This window comes from Facklamia sp. P12937 (genome assembly GCF_050409505.1).
Taxonomy (GTDB): Bacteria; Bacillota; Bacilli; order Lactobacillales; family Aerococcaceae; genus Facklamia.
This window is the reverse complement of sequence record NZ_JBNUPI010000001.1, coordinates 147,394-161,217: the sequence shown is the minus strand read 5'-3', so window position 1 is coordinate 161,217 and position 13,824 is coordinate 147,394. Positions and strand designations below refer to the sequence as shown.

13 protein-coding genes and 1 pseudogene are annotated in these 13,824 nt (G+C 35.4%); 8 read left to right on the top strand and 6 right to left on the bottom strand.

From position 1 onward, the window contains the following. The first annotated feature begins 145 nt into the window (after positions 1-145). The 3 genes from ACQV2R_RS00835 (at position 146) to ACQV2R_RS00825 (ending at position 3,174) form a co-directional block, all read left to right on the top strand. A complete protein-coding gene (locus ACQV2R_RS00835) occupies positions 146-442 on the top strand; it encodes a DUF6110 family protein (protein WP_428874047.1) in 297 nt (98 codons plus the stop codon). Further along, the gene (locus ACQV2R_RS00830; protein WP_428891681.1) at positions 432-2,495 is read left to right on the top strand and encodes a heavy metal translocating P-type ATPase; all 2,064 of its coding nucleotides are present in this window, start codon (positions 432-434) and stop codon (positions 2,493-2,495) included. The genes ACQV2R_RS00835 and ACQV2R_RS00830 overlap by 11 nt, the downstream gene beginning before the upstream one ends. Before the next feature lie 133 nt (positions 2,496-2,628). Next, entirely contained in the window at positions 2,629-3,174 is a 546-nt protein-coding gene (locus ACQV2R_RS00825) for a GNAT family N-acetyltransferase (protein WP_428874936.1), read from the top strand. A gap of 69 nt (positions 3,175-3,243) precedes the next feature. Here ACQV2R_RS00825 and rbsB read toward each other — a convergent pair whose 3' ends face one another. Genes rbsB through ACQV2R_RS00795 form a run of 6 tightly spaced genes read right to left on the bottom strand, consistent with a single transcriptional unit; the run spans position 3,244 to position 8,899 of the window. Next, complete coding sequence (gene rbsB / locus ACQV2R_RS00820) at positions 3,244-4,170, bottom strand: ribose ABC transporter substrate-binding protein RbsB (protein WP_428874935.1); 927 nt, start codon at positions 4,168-4,170, stop codon at positions 3,244-3,246. 21 nt (positions 4,171-4,191) lie between these two features. Beyond that, positions 4,192-5,145 (bottom strand): ABC transporter permease, encoded by a 954-nt coding sequence (locus tag ACQV2R_RS00815; protein ID WP_428874051.1) that lies wholly within the window; start codon positions 5,143-5,145, stop codon positions 4,192-4,194. Continuing rightward, entirely contained in the window at positions 5,145-6,626 is a 1,482-nt protein-coding gene (locus tag ACQV2R_RS00810; protein WP_428874933.1) for a sugar ABC transporter ATP-binding protein, read from the bottom strand. Before ACQV2R_RS00810 ends, ACQV2R_RS00815 begins: the two co-directional genes overlap by 1 nt. Before the next feature lie 11 nt (positions 6,627-6,637). Next, positions 6,638-7,036: a D-ribose pyranase gene (gene rbsD, locus ACQV2R_RS00805; RefSeq protein WP_428874053.1), complete on the bottom strand. Its 399-nt coding sequence runs from the start codon at positions 7,034-7,036 to the stop codon at positions 6,638-6,640. Beyond that, on the bottom strand, positions 7,011-7,919 hold the full coding sequence (rbsK, locus tag ACQV2R_RS00800) for a ribokinase (RefSeq protein WP_428874932.1): 909 nt from the start codon (positions 7,917-7,919) through the stop codon (positions 7,011-7,013). The genes rbsD and rbsK overlap by 26 nt, the downstream gene beginning before the upstream one ends. Further along, positions 7,919-8,899: a LacI family DNA-binding transcriptional regulator gene (locus ACQV2R_RS00795; RefSeq protein ID WP_428891680.1), complete on the bottom strand. Its 981-nt coding sequence runs from the start codon at positions 8,897-8,899 to the stop codon at positions 7,919-7,921. The genes rbsK and ACQV2R_RS00795 overlap by 1 nt, the downstream gene beginning before the upstream one ends. Positions 8,900-9,364: 465 nt before the next feature. Here ACQV2R_RS00795 and ACQV2R_RS00790 point away from each other — a divergent pair, with 465 nt between their 5' ends. From ACQV2R_RS00790 to ACQV2R_RS00770, 5 genes and pseudogenes are all read left to right on the top strand, one after another. After that, positions 9,365-9,994: a TetR/AcrR family transcriptional regulator gene (locus ACQV2R_RS00790; RefSeq protein ID WP_428874056.1), complete on the top strand. Its 630-nt coding sequence runs from the start codon at positions 9,365-9,367 to the stop codon at positions 9,992-9,994. Then, positions 9,957-11,306 carry an MATE family efflux transporter gene (locus ACQV2R_RS00785; RefSeq protein ID WP_428881641.1) on the top strand — a complete coding sequence of 450 codons (1,350 nt, stop codon included), beginning with the start codon at positions 9,957-9,959 and terminating at the stop codon, positions 11,304-11,306. Before ACQV2R_RS00790 ends, ACQV2R_RS00785 begins: the two co-directional genes overlap by 38 nt. A 481-nt stretch (positions 11,307-11,787) precedes the next feature. After that, positions 11,788-11,970, top strand: a pseudogene (locus ACQV2R_RS00780) (YdbC family protein). A gap of 515 nt (positions 11,971-12,485) precedes the next feature. Continuing rightward, the gene (locus ACQV2R_RS00775; protein WP_428891679.1) at positions 12,486-12,629 is read left to right on the top strand and encodes a hypothetical protein; all 144 of its coding nucleotides are present in this window, start codon (positions 12,486-12,488) and stop codon (positions 12,627-12,629) included. Between the two features lie 586 nt (positions 12,630-13,215). Further along, positions 13,216-13,761, top strand: coding sequence for a hypothetical protein (locus tag ACQV2R_RS00770; RefSeq protein ID WP_428874059.1), 546 nt, complete (start codon positions 13,216-13,218; stop codon positions 13,759-13,761). Positions 13,762-13,824: the final 63 nt, after the last annotated feature.

Genomic DNA, 13,824 nt, shown 5'->3' with positions numbered 1-13,824 from the left:
ATAAGCATGCCCATTTAGAAGCACCTTGTGTAACATATGTTTGACAACTCTAGAACAATAAGAATTGAGCCTTGGACCCATTAATTGAAACTTACTTTTATCAGTGCTATAATTATTTAAATATAAATAGAAAGAAGGATTTAAAATGTTAAAGAATTTAAAAAAGGCCACAAAAATCAGCAAATCATCTGGTTTATTCCTCGGAGGAGCTCTATTTGGAACACTAGGGTTAAAAGTTTTAACGAGTAAAAAAGCTAAAGAAACTTATGCTCATGTAATCGCAAAATCTTACCAATTAAAAGATGAGCTTGATGCGAATGTATCAACAATTAAACAACATACTGATGACGTTTTGTCAGATGCTCAAGAAATTTATCTTGCCCAAAAACAGCAAGAGCAAGCCGATAGCATTGAGGATATAGCAGGCGCTAATGAAGTTTAAAATTTGTCATCAAAACAAAAGTCGAGTAAGAGTTAAGTGTTCTTTTTTACTAACGTTATCCGTTAGAGAAATGATTAAGGAGGAGGCTCAACTCCAACCAGCTATTCAAAAAATAGTTTTCTATCATGATGAAAGGACAATGGCTGTCTTTGTTCATAAAGATTACTCGATGGCACACGCCCTCAAATTTTTAAATAGTTTGACTGAAGATCAAATCATTAGATGTTTACAAGAACCCTATCGCAAAGAAAAGACGCCTTATGCGATTGTTTCGAAGGAACTGAGCCTGTTTGTGCTGAGACGTCTATTTCTACCTCAACCTATTCAGTATCTCTATACCCTTTATTTATCCACTAAATATATAGAAAAAGCGCTTCAATCGTTAGTATCGCAGGATATAAATATGGAAGTTTTAGATGGCGCTGCTATTTTAACTGCCATATTGATTGGACAGCCTAAAACAGCTAGTTCCATTATGTTTATCATGGGATTGGGTGATCAATTAAATGACTGGACCAATAAAAAGTCAATTGCAGATTTGGAAAGCAGTATGAAAGATCCTACTAAAACGGTATGGTTGTTAGACAGTCAAGGGAATAAGCTTGAGCGTAATGCTAAAGAAGTTCAGTTGAATGACATTATAATCGTGTCTGAAGGAAAGGAAATTTTATTTGACGGGGTAGTGGATGCTGGCTCAGCCATGGTCAATGAAAGTTCGCTTACCGGAGAATTTTTCCCTATCCTTAAGCAAGAAGAAGATCAAGTCTTTTCAAATACAGTGATCGAATCGGGAGAATTATCTATTCGCGTTACAAATACCACGTTAAATTACCGTATCCACGAATTGATGTCTCTAATGCGTCAATCAGAAAATCAAAAAGGCACTCAACAAACTAAATATATTGCTCTAGCTGACAATCTGGTTAAGTACAATTTTTTAGGTGTCATTCTTACCTATTTATTCACTGGATCTTTGCGAAGAGCCCTATCGTTTCTATTAGTTGATTTCTCTTGTGCTTTGAAGCTTTCGGTTCCTATTTCTTACTTAACGGCAATTAAAGAAGCAGTTGAGAAGGAAATATTAATTAAAAGTATGGATGTCGTGGAAAAGTATAATGACATCGATCTGTTTGTCTTTGATAAAACCGGGACTTTAACTGTATCCGATCCTAAGGTTTATAAAACCGTCTCTTTTGATGATTATGAAACCGAAGATGTTTTACGAATGGGCGCTTGCTTAGAAGAACACATTCATCATCCATTGGCTAAAGCCGTAGTGAACGAAGCCCAAGAAAAAGCTATTGTCCATGATGAAATGCATGGAAAGCTCCATCATATTGCGTCGCGCGGGATCTTATCAACCATTGATGGAAAAGAAGTAGTCATTGGTAGTTATCTTTTAATGACGGATAAAAAAATTGCTATTTCTGAAGAACAAAAAGCCGTTATTAATAACTATGAACAGCAATACAACCTACTCTATCTTGGTTACAACGGAAGATTAATTGGTCTTTTTCTAATTGATACCCCGCTTCGTCCGCAAGCGGCCAAAGTCATTCAATGGTTACAAAGTAAGGGCAAAGAAGTTGCGCTTCTTACTGGTGATACCAAAGAGCGAACTCAAAATCTTATGAATAATATATCCGTTCAATATTTACAAACAGAAGTGTCACCAAATGATAAATATCAGTTCATTGAAGAACAAAAACGTTCAGGTAAAAAAGTCATGATGCTTGGAGATGGGCTCAATGATTCTGCTGCACTATCGCTTGCAGACATAGGGGCAGTTATGAATGATGCTGCTGATATTTGCAAACAAACAAGTGATCTTGTTTTATCAAATAATCAATTAGAAAGTCTAATGGAATTGGCTGAAATTAGCCATTTATTAGATAAAAGAATAAAGAAAAATGTTAAACAAACCATTGCGATTAATAGTGGGCTCATTTTATTAGGTGTTTTTGATTTATTATCACCAAGTTCCCTATCAATCCTACATAATTTGACAACGACTGGCATAATTTTAAGAAGTATGTCAGGTTTTAAAAGATAAAAGGAATAATCCAGTATTCGCTTTCTCTTAAAAAAGCTGGTAGATTTACTTTGCCTTATCCTAGTTAAACCTGAATATCAATTGTAATGCCTGTTTAATATAAAGCAGCCCTGTATTAAAATGGGGGATTTCTATGAAAGTAAGGTATAAAAATTTATGGATACGTGATGCAGAAATAGCAGATGCTGCCAAACTCTGTCAATGGTGGAATGATGGGGAACTAATGAAATATTTGGGTTTTCCCAATGGATTAGGCAAATCAGTCGAAGAAATCGAAGATAAGATTGAAAATTATACCGATGAAAAAGGTCGGCTCCTACTCATTGAGTATCAAGGTCAATTAATTGGTGAAATGTTTTATGATAACTTGGGGAATCAAGTCACAGAAATACATATAAAGATTTGTGAAGCAATTTATCGCAATAAAGGCCTGGGTCGAATTATTCTGAGTTTATTGATTAAAGAATTATTTAATCAAGGCTATCAAAAAATTATTTTAGATGTTAATCTTCAAAATACTAGGGCCCAACATGTATATGAGCTACTAGGGTTTAAAAAGTTGCGGATTAACGATGACTCATGGGTCGACCAACTTGGTTGTAGCCAATCCAGTGTTGACTATGAGTTAGTGGAAAATGATTTTAGGGATTATGCTACAGATACTAATATAAGTGGGTAAAAAATAATGAAGACCTCAGGGCACTAAATAAGTGTCGTGAGGTCTTAAAACTATTAAATGAAAAGTGAATTATTTTTCTTCTAGTGTGTCTTTAATTACTAATTCTAACGGAGAAGCAATGGATTCTTCAACTTTTTCTCCTTTTAAATGATTGATGGCAGCTTCAACCGCTAAATGTCCCATTTCTTTAGGTTGTTGAGCGATCGTTGCAGCCAACTCACCTTCTTTGACCGCTTCCAAGCCATCGTCATTGCCATCAAATCCTATCACGAGAATTTCTTCTTCTAAACCAGCAGCTTTAATAGCTTCAATAGCCCCTAAAGCCATTTCATCATTTTGAGCAAAGACAGCTTGAACATCAGGGTGTGCTTGAAGAAGATTTTCCATAACAGTTAATCCTTCTGAACGGTTAAAGTTAGCAGATTGACTAGCGATAAGCTCTAATTGATCTTTGGCTCCTTCTTCAAAACCTTCCCCTCTTTCGTTTGTTGCAGAAGCGCCTGGAACACCTTCTAATTGAATAACTTTCGCACCTTTTCCAATCTTTTCAATAATGAATTCAGCAGCCATCTTACCGCCATCTAAGTTATTAGAGGCTACTAATGAAACAACTTCACCTTCTGCAGCGTTTCTGTCAATAGTAATAACAGGAATTTTTGCTTCATTAGCATTTTTAATAGCTGGGACTATAGCATCGGAATCAACGGGATTAATGAGTAAAATATCTACTCCTTGAGTGATTAAGTCATCCAGTCCATTAAGCTGTGTTGTTGCATCATCTTGTGCGTCAACAATTTTAACAGTGGCTCCCATTTCTTTTGCAGCCTCTTCAACACCTTCTTGTAAATCGACGAAGAAGGGATTATTGGTAGTGGAAATTGCTAGACCTATTGTATATTCTTCTTCTGCCTTAACCTGTAGGTTAGCAGTTAAACTTGATAGAACAAGTGGTAAAATAGCGAACAAGGCGATAGTAATTTTTTTTATAGATTTCATTTGAATGCTCCTTTTATATAGTTATTTTTCTTTTCGATCTAATAGAACAGCGATTAATATAACGATACCTTGAACAATTTGTTGATAAAAACTAGATACTCCAAGTAAGTTTAAACCATTATTCAACGTACCAATGATTAAAGCGCCGACTAAGGTTCCAATGATGCGGCCATGACCTCCAGCCATACTTGTACCACCAATGACAACAGCAGCGATGGCATCCATTTCATAAGCGACTCCAGCAGTTGGTTGCGCTGAGTTTAATCGTGAAGTTAAGATTAAACCTGCAGTGGCAGCCAAAGCCCCGGAGATAGTGTAGACAATAAGTTTAACTCGATGACTATTAATTCCAGCAATATAAGCCGCTTTTTCATTTCCTCCAACGGAAAAAGTTTTCCGTCCAAATGTTGTGCGATGCAAAAGCATGTAGAGAATGCCAAAAACAACCAACATTAGAAGAACCGGCACTGGAATTTTCCATAAATACCCCCTTCCAATGGATTCAAAAAATTGCCCCCCTTCAAATTTAGTGAGAGGATTTCCTCCCGTTAGTACCAAAGTTAATCCGCGATAGATAGTCATAGTTGAAAGGGTAGCAATAAATGGAACAACCTTCCCCTTAGTTATAATTAATCCATTAATTGCTCCTAAAAGTCCCCCAAGTAAGACCCCAATTAAAACAGCAAGTATAGGGCTCATACCATACATCATTAAGTATGCGACTATCGCGCTTGACAAAGCTAAGACAGAGCCGACCGACAAGTCAATCCCCCCAGTGATAATGACAAAGGTCATACCGAATGCTATAAAGGCATTAATTGAGACTTGTCTAAGCAAATTAAGTAAATTATTTATTTTAATAAAATTTGGATTTAAGAGGGTAACGAGAACAAACAAAACAATTAAGGCCAATACTGGACCTAATCTTCTTAAATCAAATTGCTTTTTCGATGATTTCTTTTCAACTTTATCCATTATTTTCCTCCTGTAGCTAAAGTCATGATGCGTTCTTCCGATAATTCTTCATGGGACAGACAGCCATTCAGTTTTCCTTCATGAATAACAAGTACACGGTCACTGACTCCAATTATTTCAGGTAAATCACTTGATACCATTATGATACCAACACCTCGATCGGTTAATTCACGCATCAACAAGTATATTTCTCGTTTAGCACCGATATCCACTCCACGAGTAGGTTCATCCAAAATTAAAATTTGAGTTCCAGCAGCAATCCATTTGGCTAAGACCACTTTTTGCTGATTCCCACCAGATAGGGAAGTCACTGGTAGATGCATATCCATTGTCTTTATAGCCAAACGTTCGATGAGTAACTGCACAAAATCTTCTTCTTCCTTGGTGTGAATTAAACCGTTTTTAGAAAATTCTTTAAAAGCAGTGATTCCAATATTTTCTTTAATCGAAAAGTCTAAAATAAGGCCTTCCTCTTTACGGTTTTCAGTTAAGTAACCAATTCCTTGTTTAATAGCATGAAGTGGTGAAGAGAGAAGCACAGGCTGATTATTAATTTTAATAGTTCCGCGCTCAATCGGAAGCAAGCCGAAGATAGCCGACATAATTTCTGTACGTCCTGCTCCCATCAGTCCAGACACACCGAGTATTTCCCCTTGTTTCAAAGTGAAAGAGATATCCTCAAATTTTTCACTCACCGTTAGCTTGTTAACTTCTAAAAGTGTACGGCCAACTTCTGAACGTTTACTCGGATAGTAATCCCCAATGTCTCGACCCACCATTGCACGAACAATTTCTTTCTCATCCGTGTTGGTAACATCTTTAGTCATAATCGAAATGCCATCGCGCATGACAGTGATACGGTCGCTTATTTGAAATATTTCCTTCAAGCGGTGCGAGATGTATACAATTGCGACTCCTTGTTGCTTAAGTTTTTGGATTATAGAAAAGAGTGTATCAATTTCATGGTCTGACAAAGCAGCTGTCGGTTCATCCATGATAATAACAGAAGCATCGTTCATCAGTGTTTTGGCAATTTCAATTAGTTGTTGTTGACCGATACTGAGTGTTCCCATCAAGGCATCAAGATCAATCTGAATACCTAATTCTTGCAAAATAGTTTTAGCTTTTAATTTCATGGTAGCTTGGTCACAGAAAAGGCCATATTTGGTAAGCTCTTTCCCCATAAACATGTTTTCTAAGACGGTCATCTTTGGCCAAGTTATCAATTCTTGATGAATAAAGCTAACGCCATTATTTTCAGCATCTTTGGGATTATCAAACAATGATTCTTTTCCATTAATGGTAATCTTTCCTTGGTCAGCTGATAATAGACCGGTTAAAATGTTCATTAAAGTTGATTTTCCAGCTCCATTTTCACCCATTAGTGAATGGACTTCTCCACTTCTTAAGTCGAAGTTTACTCCTCTTAAGACTTGGTTGGCTGCAAACTGTTTATGGATATTAGTCATTTGAATTTCCATAATACTCCCCCCTAGAAAATGACGCCTGATTGCAAAATAATATTTGCATAAGGAGTCGCCTCACCTGTTCTTATGATCGCTTTGCTTTTATGGGTCTGCTTCTTGAATGAGTCATGATCTATAAATTGAATCTCAATAAGTGGATTTACTAATTGCTGGATTTCAGCTAGCAAATTCGGATTATATTGTTTGATTTCTTCGGCGAGAATAATCCGTTCAATTTTCATATCACTCATTACTGTTTTTAAAACACTGATAAAATCAGGCTCACCTAAGCGAATAGCTAAATCAATTTTTTCTACATGCGTTGTGATAGGAAGACCACAATCTGCAATTGTTAGTTGATCAGTATGGCCCATATCGGATAAAACTTTGGAGATATGACTATTTAATATCCCATGTTTTTTCAAAATATACACTCTCCTTCATTTGTTTGATAGTAGGCATTCCTTTTTGAGCCCCTTCTTTTCCGATTGATAGCGCGGCGGCTAAGTTGGCAAAACGAATTGCTTCTTCGAGTTCGAACTGGTTGCCAATAGCAAAGGCGAGCGCACCATTGAATGTATCACCAGCCCCAGTAGTATCTACAATTTGATCAACTTTATAGGAAGGGACTTCAATAAGTTCATGTCCATTATGAAAGACGGCCCCTTGAGCTCCTAAGGTTACAATCATTTTGTTCGGATATTGAGCCAGAACTTCTGCCATTTCTTGATCTGGGAACATTAAGCGAAATTCATGTTCATTAGGTGTGATGTAATCGATAGCTGCCATCAATTGTGGATTAAATGAGCGAGCGGGCGCAGGGTTATATATTATTTGACAAGAGGCATCAGCCATTTGTTGTATAAGGGTTTCAACCGTTTCGATGGGACTTTCATTTTGGATTAGAATTAAATCACAGGTAGTGAGAAATGCTTGCTCTTTTAGAACTTGTTCGCTTGAATAAGCATCATTAGCTCCCGCTACATAAATGATCGTATTTTCGCCTTCAACAACATTAATAATGGCAGAACCTGAAGGAAGCTGCTTCTTTGTTTTAATGTGTGAAACTTCAATCCGATTATTTTGCAAATTGGCTATTAAACTTTCACCGAATCTATCAGCTCCCACTGCTCCTAACATATAAGTTTCTGCACCCAGTCGGCTGGTTGCAACGGCTTGATTAGCTCCTTTGCCACCAAAATAAGTTTCAAAGTATTCCCCAAAAATAGTCTCTCCAGCTTGGGGTCTTCGTTTAGAAGTCACCACAAAATCAGTAGATATACTTCCAATGACTGCAATTTTTACCATTATTTTACCTCCCTTAAAGAATTTCTTTTTAATAATCGCGGTTTGACTTGGATGATTTTAGACATTTCAGGATCTATTTGTTGGTTAATAATGGCTAGTAACAATTCTGTTCCCTGAAAACCTATTTTATAAGCCGGTTGTTCAATGGTAGTTAAACTCGGATGGGCATAGGCTCCAAAGACAATTCCATCATACCCAATGATTTGGACATCTTCTGGGATAATAGAACCTAATTGATTCCAAGCTTGGATAAGGGCTAAAGCATAGATATCATTAGGAGCAATCACCGTATCAATATTGGGATAGTCACGAATAATCTCCTTGGCAACTTGATCTGCAAATTCTGTCTGGAAGGACGGAGTAGAATATATCTGATAGTCGATTTTATATTGATCAAATACAGACTGTATTCCTTGCAAACGCATTTTAGACACTTGAATATCCATTGGACCCGTCATAATCAAAATAGAGCCATGATTAGTTTCAAGAATAGTTTGTCCAATGAGTTCTCCGCCATAAAAATCATCAGAGATTACTGCAAACTGGTCTTGATCATTCATCCGGTCTAATGAGACGGTTGGAACGTCCTCAGGTGTGTCTAGATGAGTCCCATCAATTTTGATTAATCCAGCGACTTTATATTGTTTAAAAAAATTAAGATAGTTCTCACCAATCGTTTCTTGGCCTTCGGTATTGCCTAATAAAAGCATATAGCCGTGTTGCAAGGCACATTGTTCGACTCCCTTGATTAAAGAAGGAAAATAAGGGTTAGTAATATCCGGAACCAATAAACCAAGAATTTTCATCGACTGTTTATTTAAAGATCTAGCAATTTCATTAGGGATATAATCTAATTTTTTAATCGCCGAAAGAATCTTGTGTTTGGATTGTTCGCTCACATAACCACTGTTATTCATCAGGCGCGAAACAGTTGCGACTGAAACGCCTGCTTCATTTGCCACATCACGAATTGTTACCAAAAACTTCACACCTCCACGTGTAACCGTTTACACACATTATTATATTAATTTTTTTTAGTTTGTCAAGAAGAAAGGTTTAATGAGTTTTTGTATTATCTAAAGCCCCTAATTCGCAATTCAATTAGGAGCTTAAAAAAGTGAAACGTCTCAAACTTACTCAAGCGTTATAATCCTACCGATTAAAAACGAAGGAAGCTGTATTTCAACCTATTTTAACAACCCATATTGTTTCAATGAATGAATTAAAGGACGCACTCTAAGGGACACGACTAATAAGTGTCTCAGAAGCCGTTAAAAAATTTAGACGTAAACTATTTAATATTTTCTTACTTCGTTGTATGGAACGAGATTTGCACGGGGGTAAAATTTAGAGCATTCTTTTTTATAAAAACTCTTGACTCTCTAAAGTAAGAATAATAAACTATTATCGACGATACCGTCGGTATATAAAAAAGGGGGGGTTGCATGTGCTCGGCTAGGCGATTAAAGCCAGAAGAAAGAAAAAATGAAATTAAAGAAGCAGCCAGAAAAGTATTTGTTAGTAAAGGGTTCGCTAATACTACGATGGAAGATATTATTAACGAAACGACCATGTCTAAAGGAGGCTTCTATCATTATTATAAAAGCACCATTGATATTCTTCATGACCTAATGGTTGATGGGATACATTATAGAAATGAAGTAATCAAATCCAACTTAAGTGAGTTCAAGCAAGGGTATGAAATAGAGTTTATAGCAAAACAACTTGTCGAAAAAATACTGGATGATAATTTATATATGGAAATTTATGTCCAATTTTTAATTGAAAAAAAGAGAAGCAAAAAGCTCAATAGTATCTTTAACCAGTTAAAAGCACAAAGTAGGGAAGAATTTAGTCAGCTTCAAAGGAATGTTCCAGAATTTTTATTGAATGATGCACTCTATGATTTTGTGACAGATTTTATTAATTCAATGATTTTAGGGGCAGATATTTTAGAAGCTAGAGATAATTTTAAAAAAAATAAAGAAATTATAGAAAAAATGTTTGTAGCACTTTTCAAAGAAGGGAGAAAACAAAATGGAAAAAACAATGAAAGAAAGACTTTTAACGGATAATCTTGTTCGACTTATGTTTCATCAGGCTGTTCCAGCTGTACTCGGTATGCTCGTTATCGGACTGTTTCCTTTGATGGATGGAATTTTTGCTGGAAATATTTTAGGAGAAGCTGCCATGACGGCTTGCTCTGTTTCTGCGCCGATTACTTTTGTAAATAATGGCGTATCGACATTGATTGGAATAGGGAGTGCTTCTATTTTATCAAGAGCCTTAGGAGAAGGTGATCAGGAGAAAATCGATAAGATAATGGGGAACTTAGTTTATTGGGTAATTGTATTATCACTTTTGATTACAGTATTTGGAATCTTTTTATCTCCTTATTTTTTAGATTTATTAGGAGCAAGTGGAGCAATCAAAGAGCTAGGTCTTCGATACGTGAGAATTATTTTCGCAGGGTCATTTTTTATCAATTATGTTCAATCATCTAATATGGTCATGCGAGGCGAAGGCCAAGTAAAAAAGGCTATGCTGATAATGGGGCTAGGAGCGATTCTCAATATAATTCTTGACCCTATTTTCATGATTGCGATGGGAGAATATGGAATAGAAGGAGCAGCCTTAGCTACAATCTTGGCTCAATCCGTTCAAGCAGGGTTTACCTTGTATTATTTCCGTTATAAGAGTGATGTTGTAAAGATAGGAAAAATCAAAAAGGCTAATGAACTTTCTAAAGAAATGGTGGGGGTAGGTATTTCAGCTATGCTCATGCAGATTTTATTTATGGTTCAACAAAGCTTGTTATATCGACAAGCCTTTCAATATGGAAGTGATGAGTGGGCAACACTAATGGCTGCGACCTTGAGGTTTTATGGCTTCTCATTTATTCCACTTTGGGGTATGAGTCAAGCCCTTCAACCTATTATAGGGGCTAATTTTGGAGCGAAGCAGTATGCAAGAGTTAAAGAAACGATGAAGATTTTTATCCTATCAGGTACTATATTATCTTTAGTGTTCTACCTACCGGCACAATTTTTCCCTGCAAGAATATTTGGTTTATTTAATGTGAGCGAAGAAATTATCCAACGTGGAGTGGGGCATTTTAGACTGTTTTTCTCAGTATATATACTTTATGCAGCTATGAATATGGCAATCACATTTTTCCAATCGATTGGCAATGGTAAAAAAGCTGGGATTATTGTTCTGTTAAGACAACTTATTTTATTCGTACCAGCTTTGCTTATCTTACCTGGAATGTTTGGAAGTGGGGCTGTTTGGTGGGCAGAAGCACTAGTTGATTTGATTGTAATTCTTATTGCTTTAGCCATGATGGTCCAAGAAATAAAAGCTTTTAAGCAAACGGAATTGATTTAATTTTTAGTGCCAATTAACCAATGGTGGAGGGAGGAGAAGGCAACCCAATTCTTTAAGAGTTTATCTATATTACAAGAATGGTTACGTCTCTACTAAAAAGCTAAATGTTACTGCTAAAATGGAAATAATCATTAAAAGCCAATCTTTGCATAATTTTTTTGTTATATATGACGGATTATGGCAAGCAGTACTTAGAAAGAAATTTTAGCTCAGGTTTCACTACTCACTATAGATGAATAATTCTTGTGAAAGAAACCCATTTAGAAAGAAATTTAAAAGCAAAAGAATATCCGTAATACGATCAAGCACTTGTCTCTTAGAGATAAGTGCTTTTGATTATAATAGTTTTTAGTCATCGAGGCTTATGGTAAATTAAACTGGAAGGATTAGTGATAATAATGACGGTAATGAAGACTATAAGATGGATAGAAACAGAGGGTGGCTATTCGTTTAAAAATAAGACTACTTTAAAAGGGCAGCTATTACTTACAAAAATATTGAAACCATTGGGAGTCTTTCCGCTAATAAAGGATGGTCTAAAGAATTCAATCTTCTTTCATGGAATAAGTGTCCTGCTAAATAGGGCCTTGGAGATTGTTTACCTGATCATGATAAGATGGGCAAAGGAGTTACTTTAACGGATGAGGAAGTCAAGCAATTATGAGTTATTAAAAACAATGGAATCTTAACCGGTTAAAGGGTAATTTTAATCAGTGAAGGGCACTCTTTTTTAGGCGTAATGTTTAATGGAGCCAACAGTTAGGAGGCTTCGTTTCTAATCCTAATCAATTTACCTTTGAAGGGGAAATTTCAGGACTGAAATTAGCTACTTTTAAATTCTCAATGCCAGCAATAGGTCGTGGTTTGTTCACTAGCTCTCTTTCCCTGACATGAAATAAGTTCTAAGATCTTGAGACGATTAGGATCGGCGATTGCTTTTAGTAATAAACTAAGTTCTTTTCAATTCATTTACATTCTCCTATATAGACGGTTGTCTATCTATGGCTTCGTTTTACTCCTCATAGCTTGTAAGTCAAAAAAATAGAGTTTAAGCAGCAGGAGCGTCTTTTATATCGGTCATTCCGAAGTTAGATTCTCTAAATATTAACTATGAATAGCTAAGACTTTAAAGCGTTTTTTTGATAAAATTAATGAGACAAATCAATTGGAGTGAAAATATTGGAAAAAATGAATCGAGCGATTGCAAAGCTGATTTTATCGTTCAAAGAGCTAAATGGTATCGGCAATAAATCAATACTTAAACGATTAAAAGAAAATACAAACATCTTGCAGGTGGATAGTTTTAAGACACTAACTTTTTAACCAATTAAATATACCGATGCTTAATAAAGCTTTAAATTGAACAAATAAAAATTGGGAGACTATCTATCAAGCATGCGATTAGACACACACCTATTAGCATTTTCGACTATAGTGAACGTTTAGGAGAAGCCTTTCGATTAAAGCAAAGTTTCAGTGGAAATGTAAAATATATCGATAATCATTCTGCCCTTCCTATATTCCGAGAGGAAAGTGTAAGACAGTTCAACTTATTAATGGAAGAGTCTAGAGAAAAAAGTTGAAAGATTATCTATTGAAAGAAAGGAGCATGAAAAGACAAAAGCAGGAGTGGAACAAGCTGATTTATTTGAAGAGATAAGCTATGAATTATAATGCATTGTTAGAAAACCATCACTTTGTTTTTGGAGGAATAGTGTATCCTACTAGAACCAAAGCCTATGCTGGAACTTTTTCATTTTATAGGAGGACAATAGGTTACAAAGTTTTACTAAAAAGCCTAAATAATAGAAAGATTACAAACGGACATTCACTAACCCCACCTATAAACACTAAAAAAAGGGAGTGAATTTCATGAGAATTTAGCAATCTAATTAAGGAGCTGATTTATATGAATGAATTAGAATTAACTTTAAAAACAAATCAATTAGTAGAAATTTATTCTGAATTTAGTAACAAAAATGAAGAATATTTTTCACTTGGATACTTAATTGCAATTGAAGACGACTTCTCAACTCTAATTTCAATTAATGAATATGGAATGATTGAGAGTTTTCAATATAGAAAAAATGCATTTATATCCAATATCGTTTCTTCAACTTGCTATCTTAAAAATTTTAAAAAAATAATTGATTATAATAAATCAATTAATCTTTACGACCCATATTCACTGACCAAAGATTATGAACAACAATTTCAAGGAAAAGACCCAATCAATGAGCCTATCTTAGTGAATAAACAAGTATCTATTATAACTACCGAGAATGATTTTATACTTCAAGGTAGGATTATAGAAAAAACCAAGGAATCATTTGTTCTTTCTTCTTCAACAATCGATGATTTGACTGAAAATCAGTTATACGAAATCAAACATGAAGACATTGTCCTAATTGATTTGTTAAGTATTGATAATAAATTAATTGAACAAATAAAATAAATACAAGTCCTTGAATAAATACAATAGTGCCAACACATCAATAACTAAAAAAACAGGAGGAAT

Excerpts from the sequence above, each read along its gene's own strand:
- ACQV2R_RS00835 (WP_428874047.1), top strand. The coding sequence starts at position 146 with ATGTTAAAGAATTTAAAAAAGGCCACAAAAATCAGCAAATCATCTGGT.
- ACQV2R_RS00830 (WP_428891681.1), top strand. The coding sequence starts at position 432 with ATGAAGTTTAAAATTTGTCATCAAAACAAAAGTCGAGTAAGAGTTAAG.
- ACQV2R_RS00825 (WP_428874936.1), top strand. The coding sequence starts at position 2,629 with ATGAAAGTAAGGTATAAAAATTTATGGATACGTGATGCAGAAATAGCA.
- rbsB (WP_428874935.1), bottom strand. The coding sequence starts at position 4,170 with ATGAAATCTATAAAAAAAATTACTATCGCCTTGTTCGCTATTTTACCA.
- ACQV2R_RS00815 (WP_428874051.1), bottom strand. The coding sequence starts at position 5,145 with ATGGATAAAGTTGAAAAGAAATCATCGAAAAAGCAATTTGATTTAAGA.
- ACQV2R_RS00810 (WP_428874933.1), bottom strand. The coding sequence starts at position 6,626 with ATGGAAATTCAAATGACTAATATCCATAAACAGTTTGCAGCCAACCAA.
- rbsK (WP_428874932.1), bottom strand. The coding sequence starts at position 7,919 with ATGGTAAAAATTGCAGTCATTGGAAGTATATCTACTGATTTTGTGGTG.
- ACQV2R_RS00790 (WP_428874056.1), top strand. The coding sequence starts at position 9,365 with ATGTGCTCGGCTAGGCGATTAAAGCCAGAAGAAAGAAAAAATGAAATT.
- ACQV2R_RS00785 (WP_428881641.1), top strand. The coding sequence starts at position 9,957 with ATGGAAAAAACAATGAAAGAAAGACTTTTAACGGATAATCTTGTTCGA.
- ACQV2R_RS00770 (WP_428874059.1), top strand. The coding sequence starts at position 13,216 with ATGAATGAATTAGAATTAACTTTAAAAACAAATCAATTAGTAGAAATT.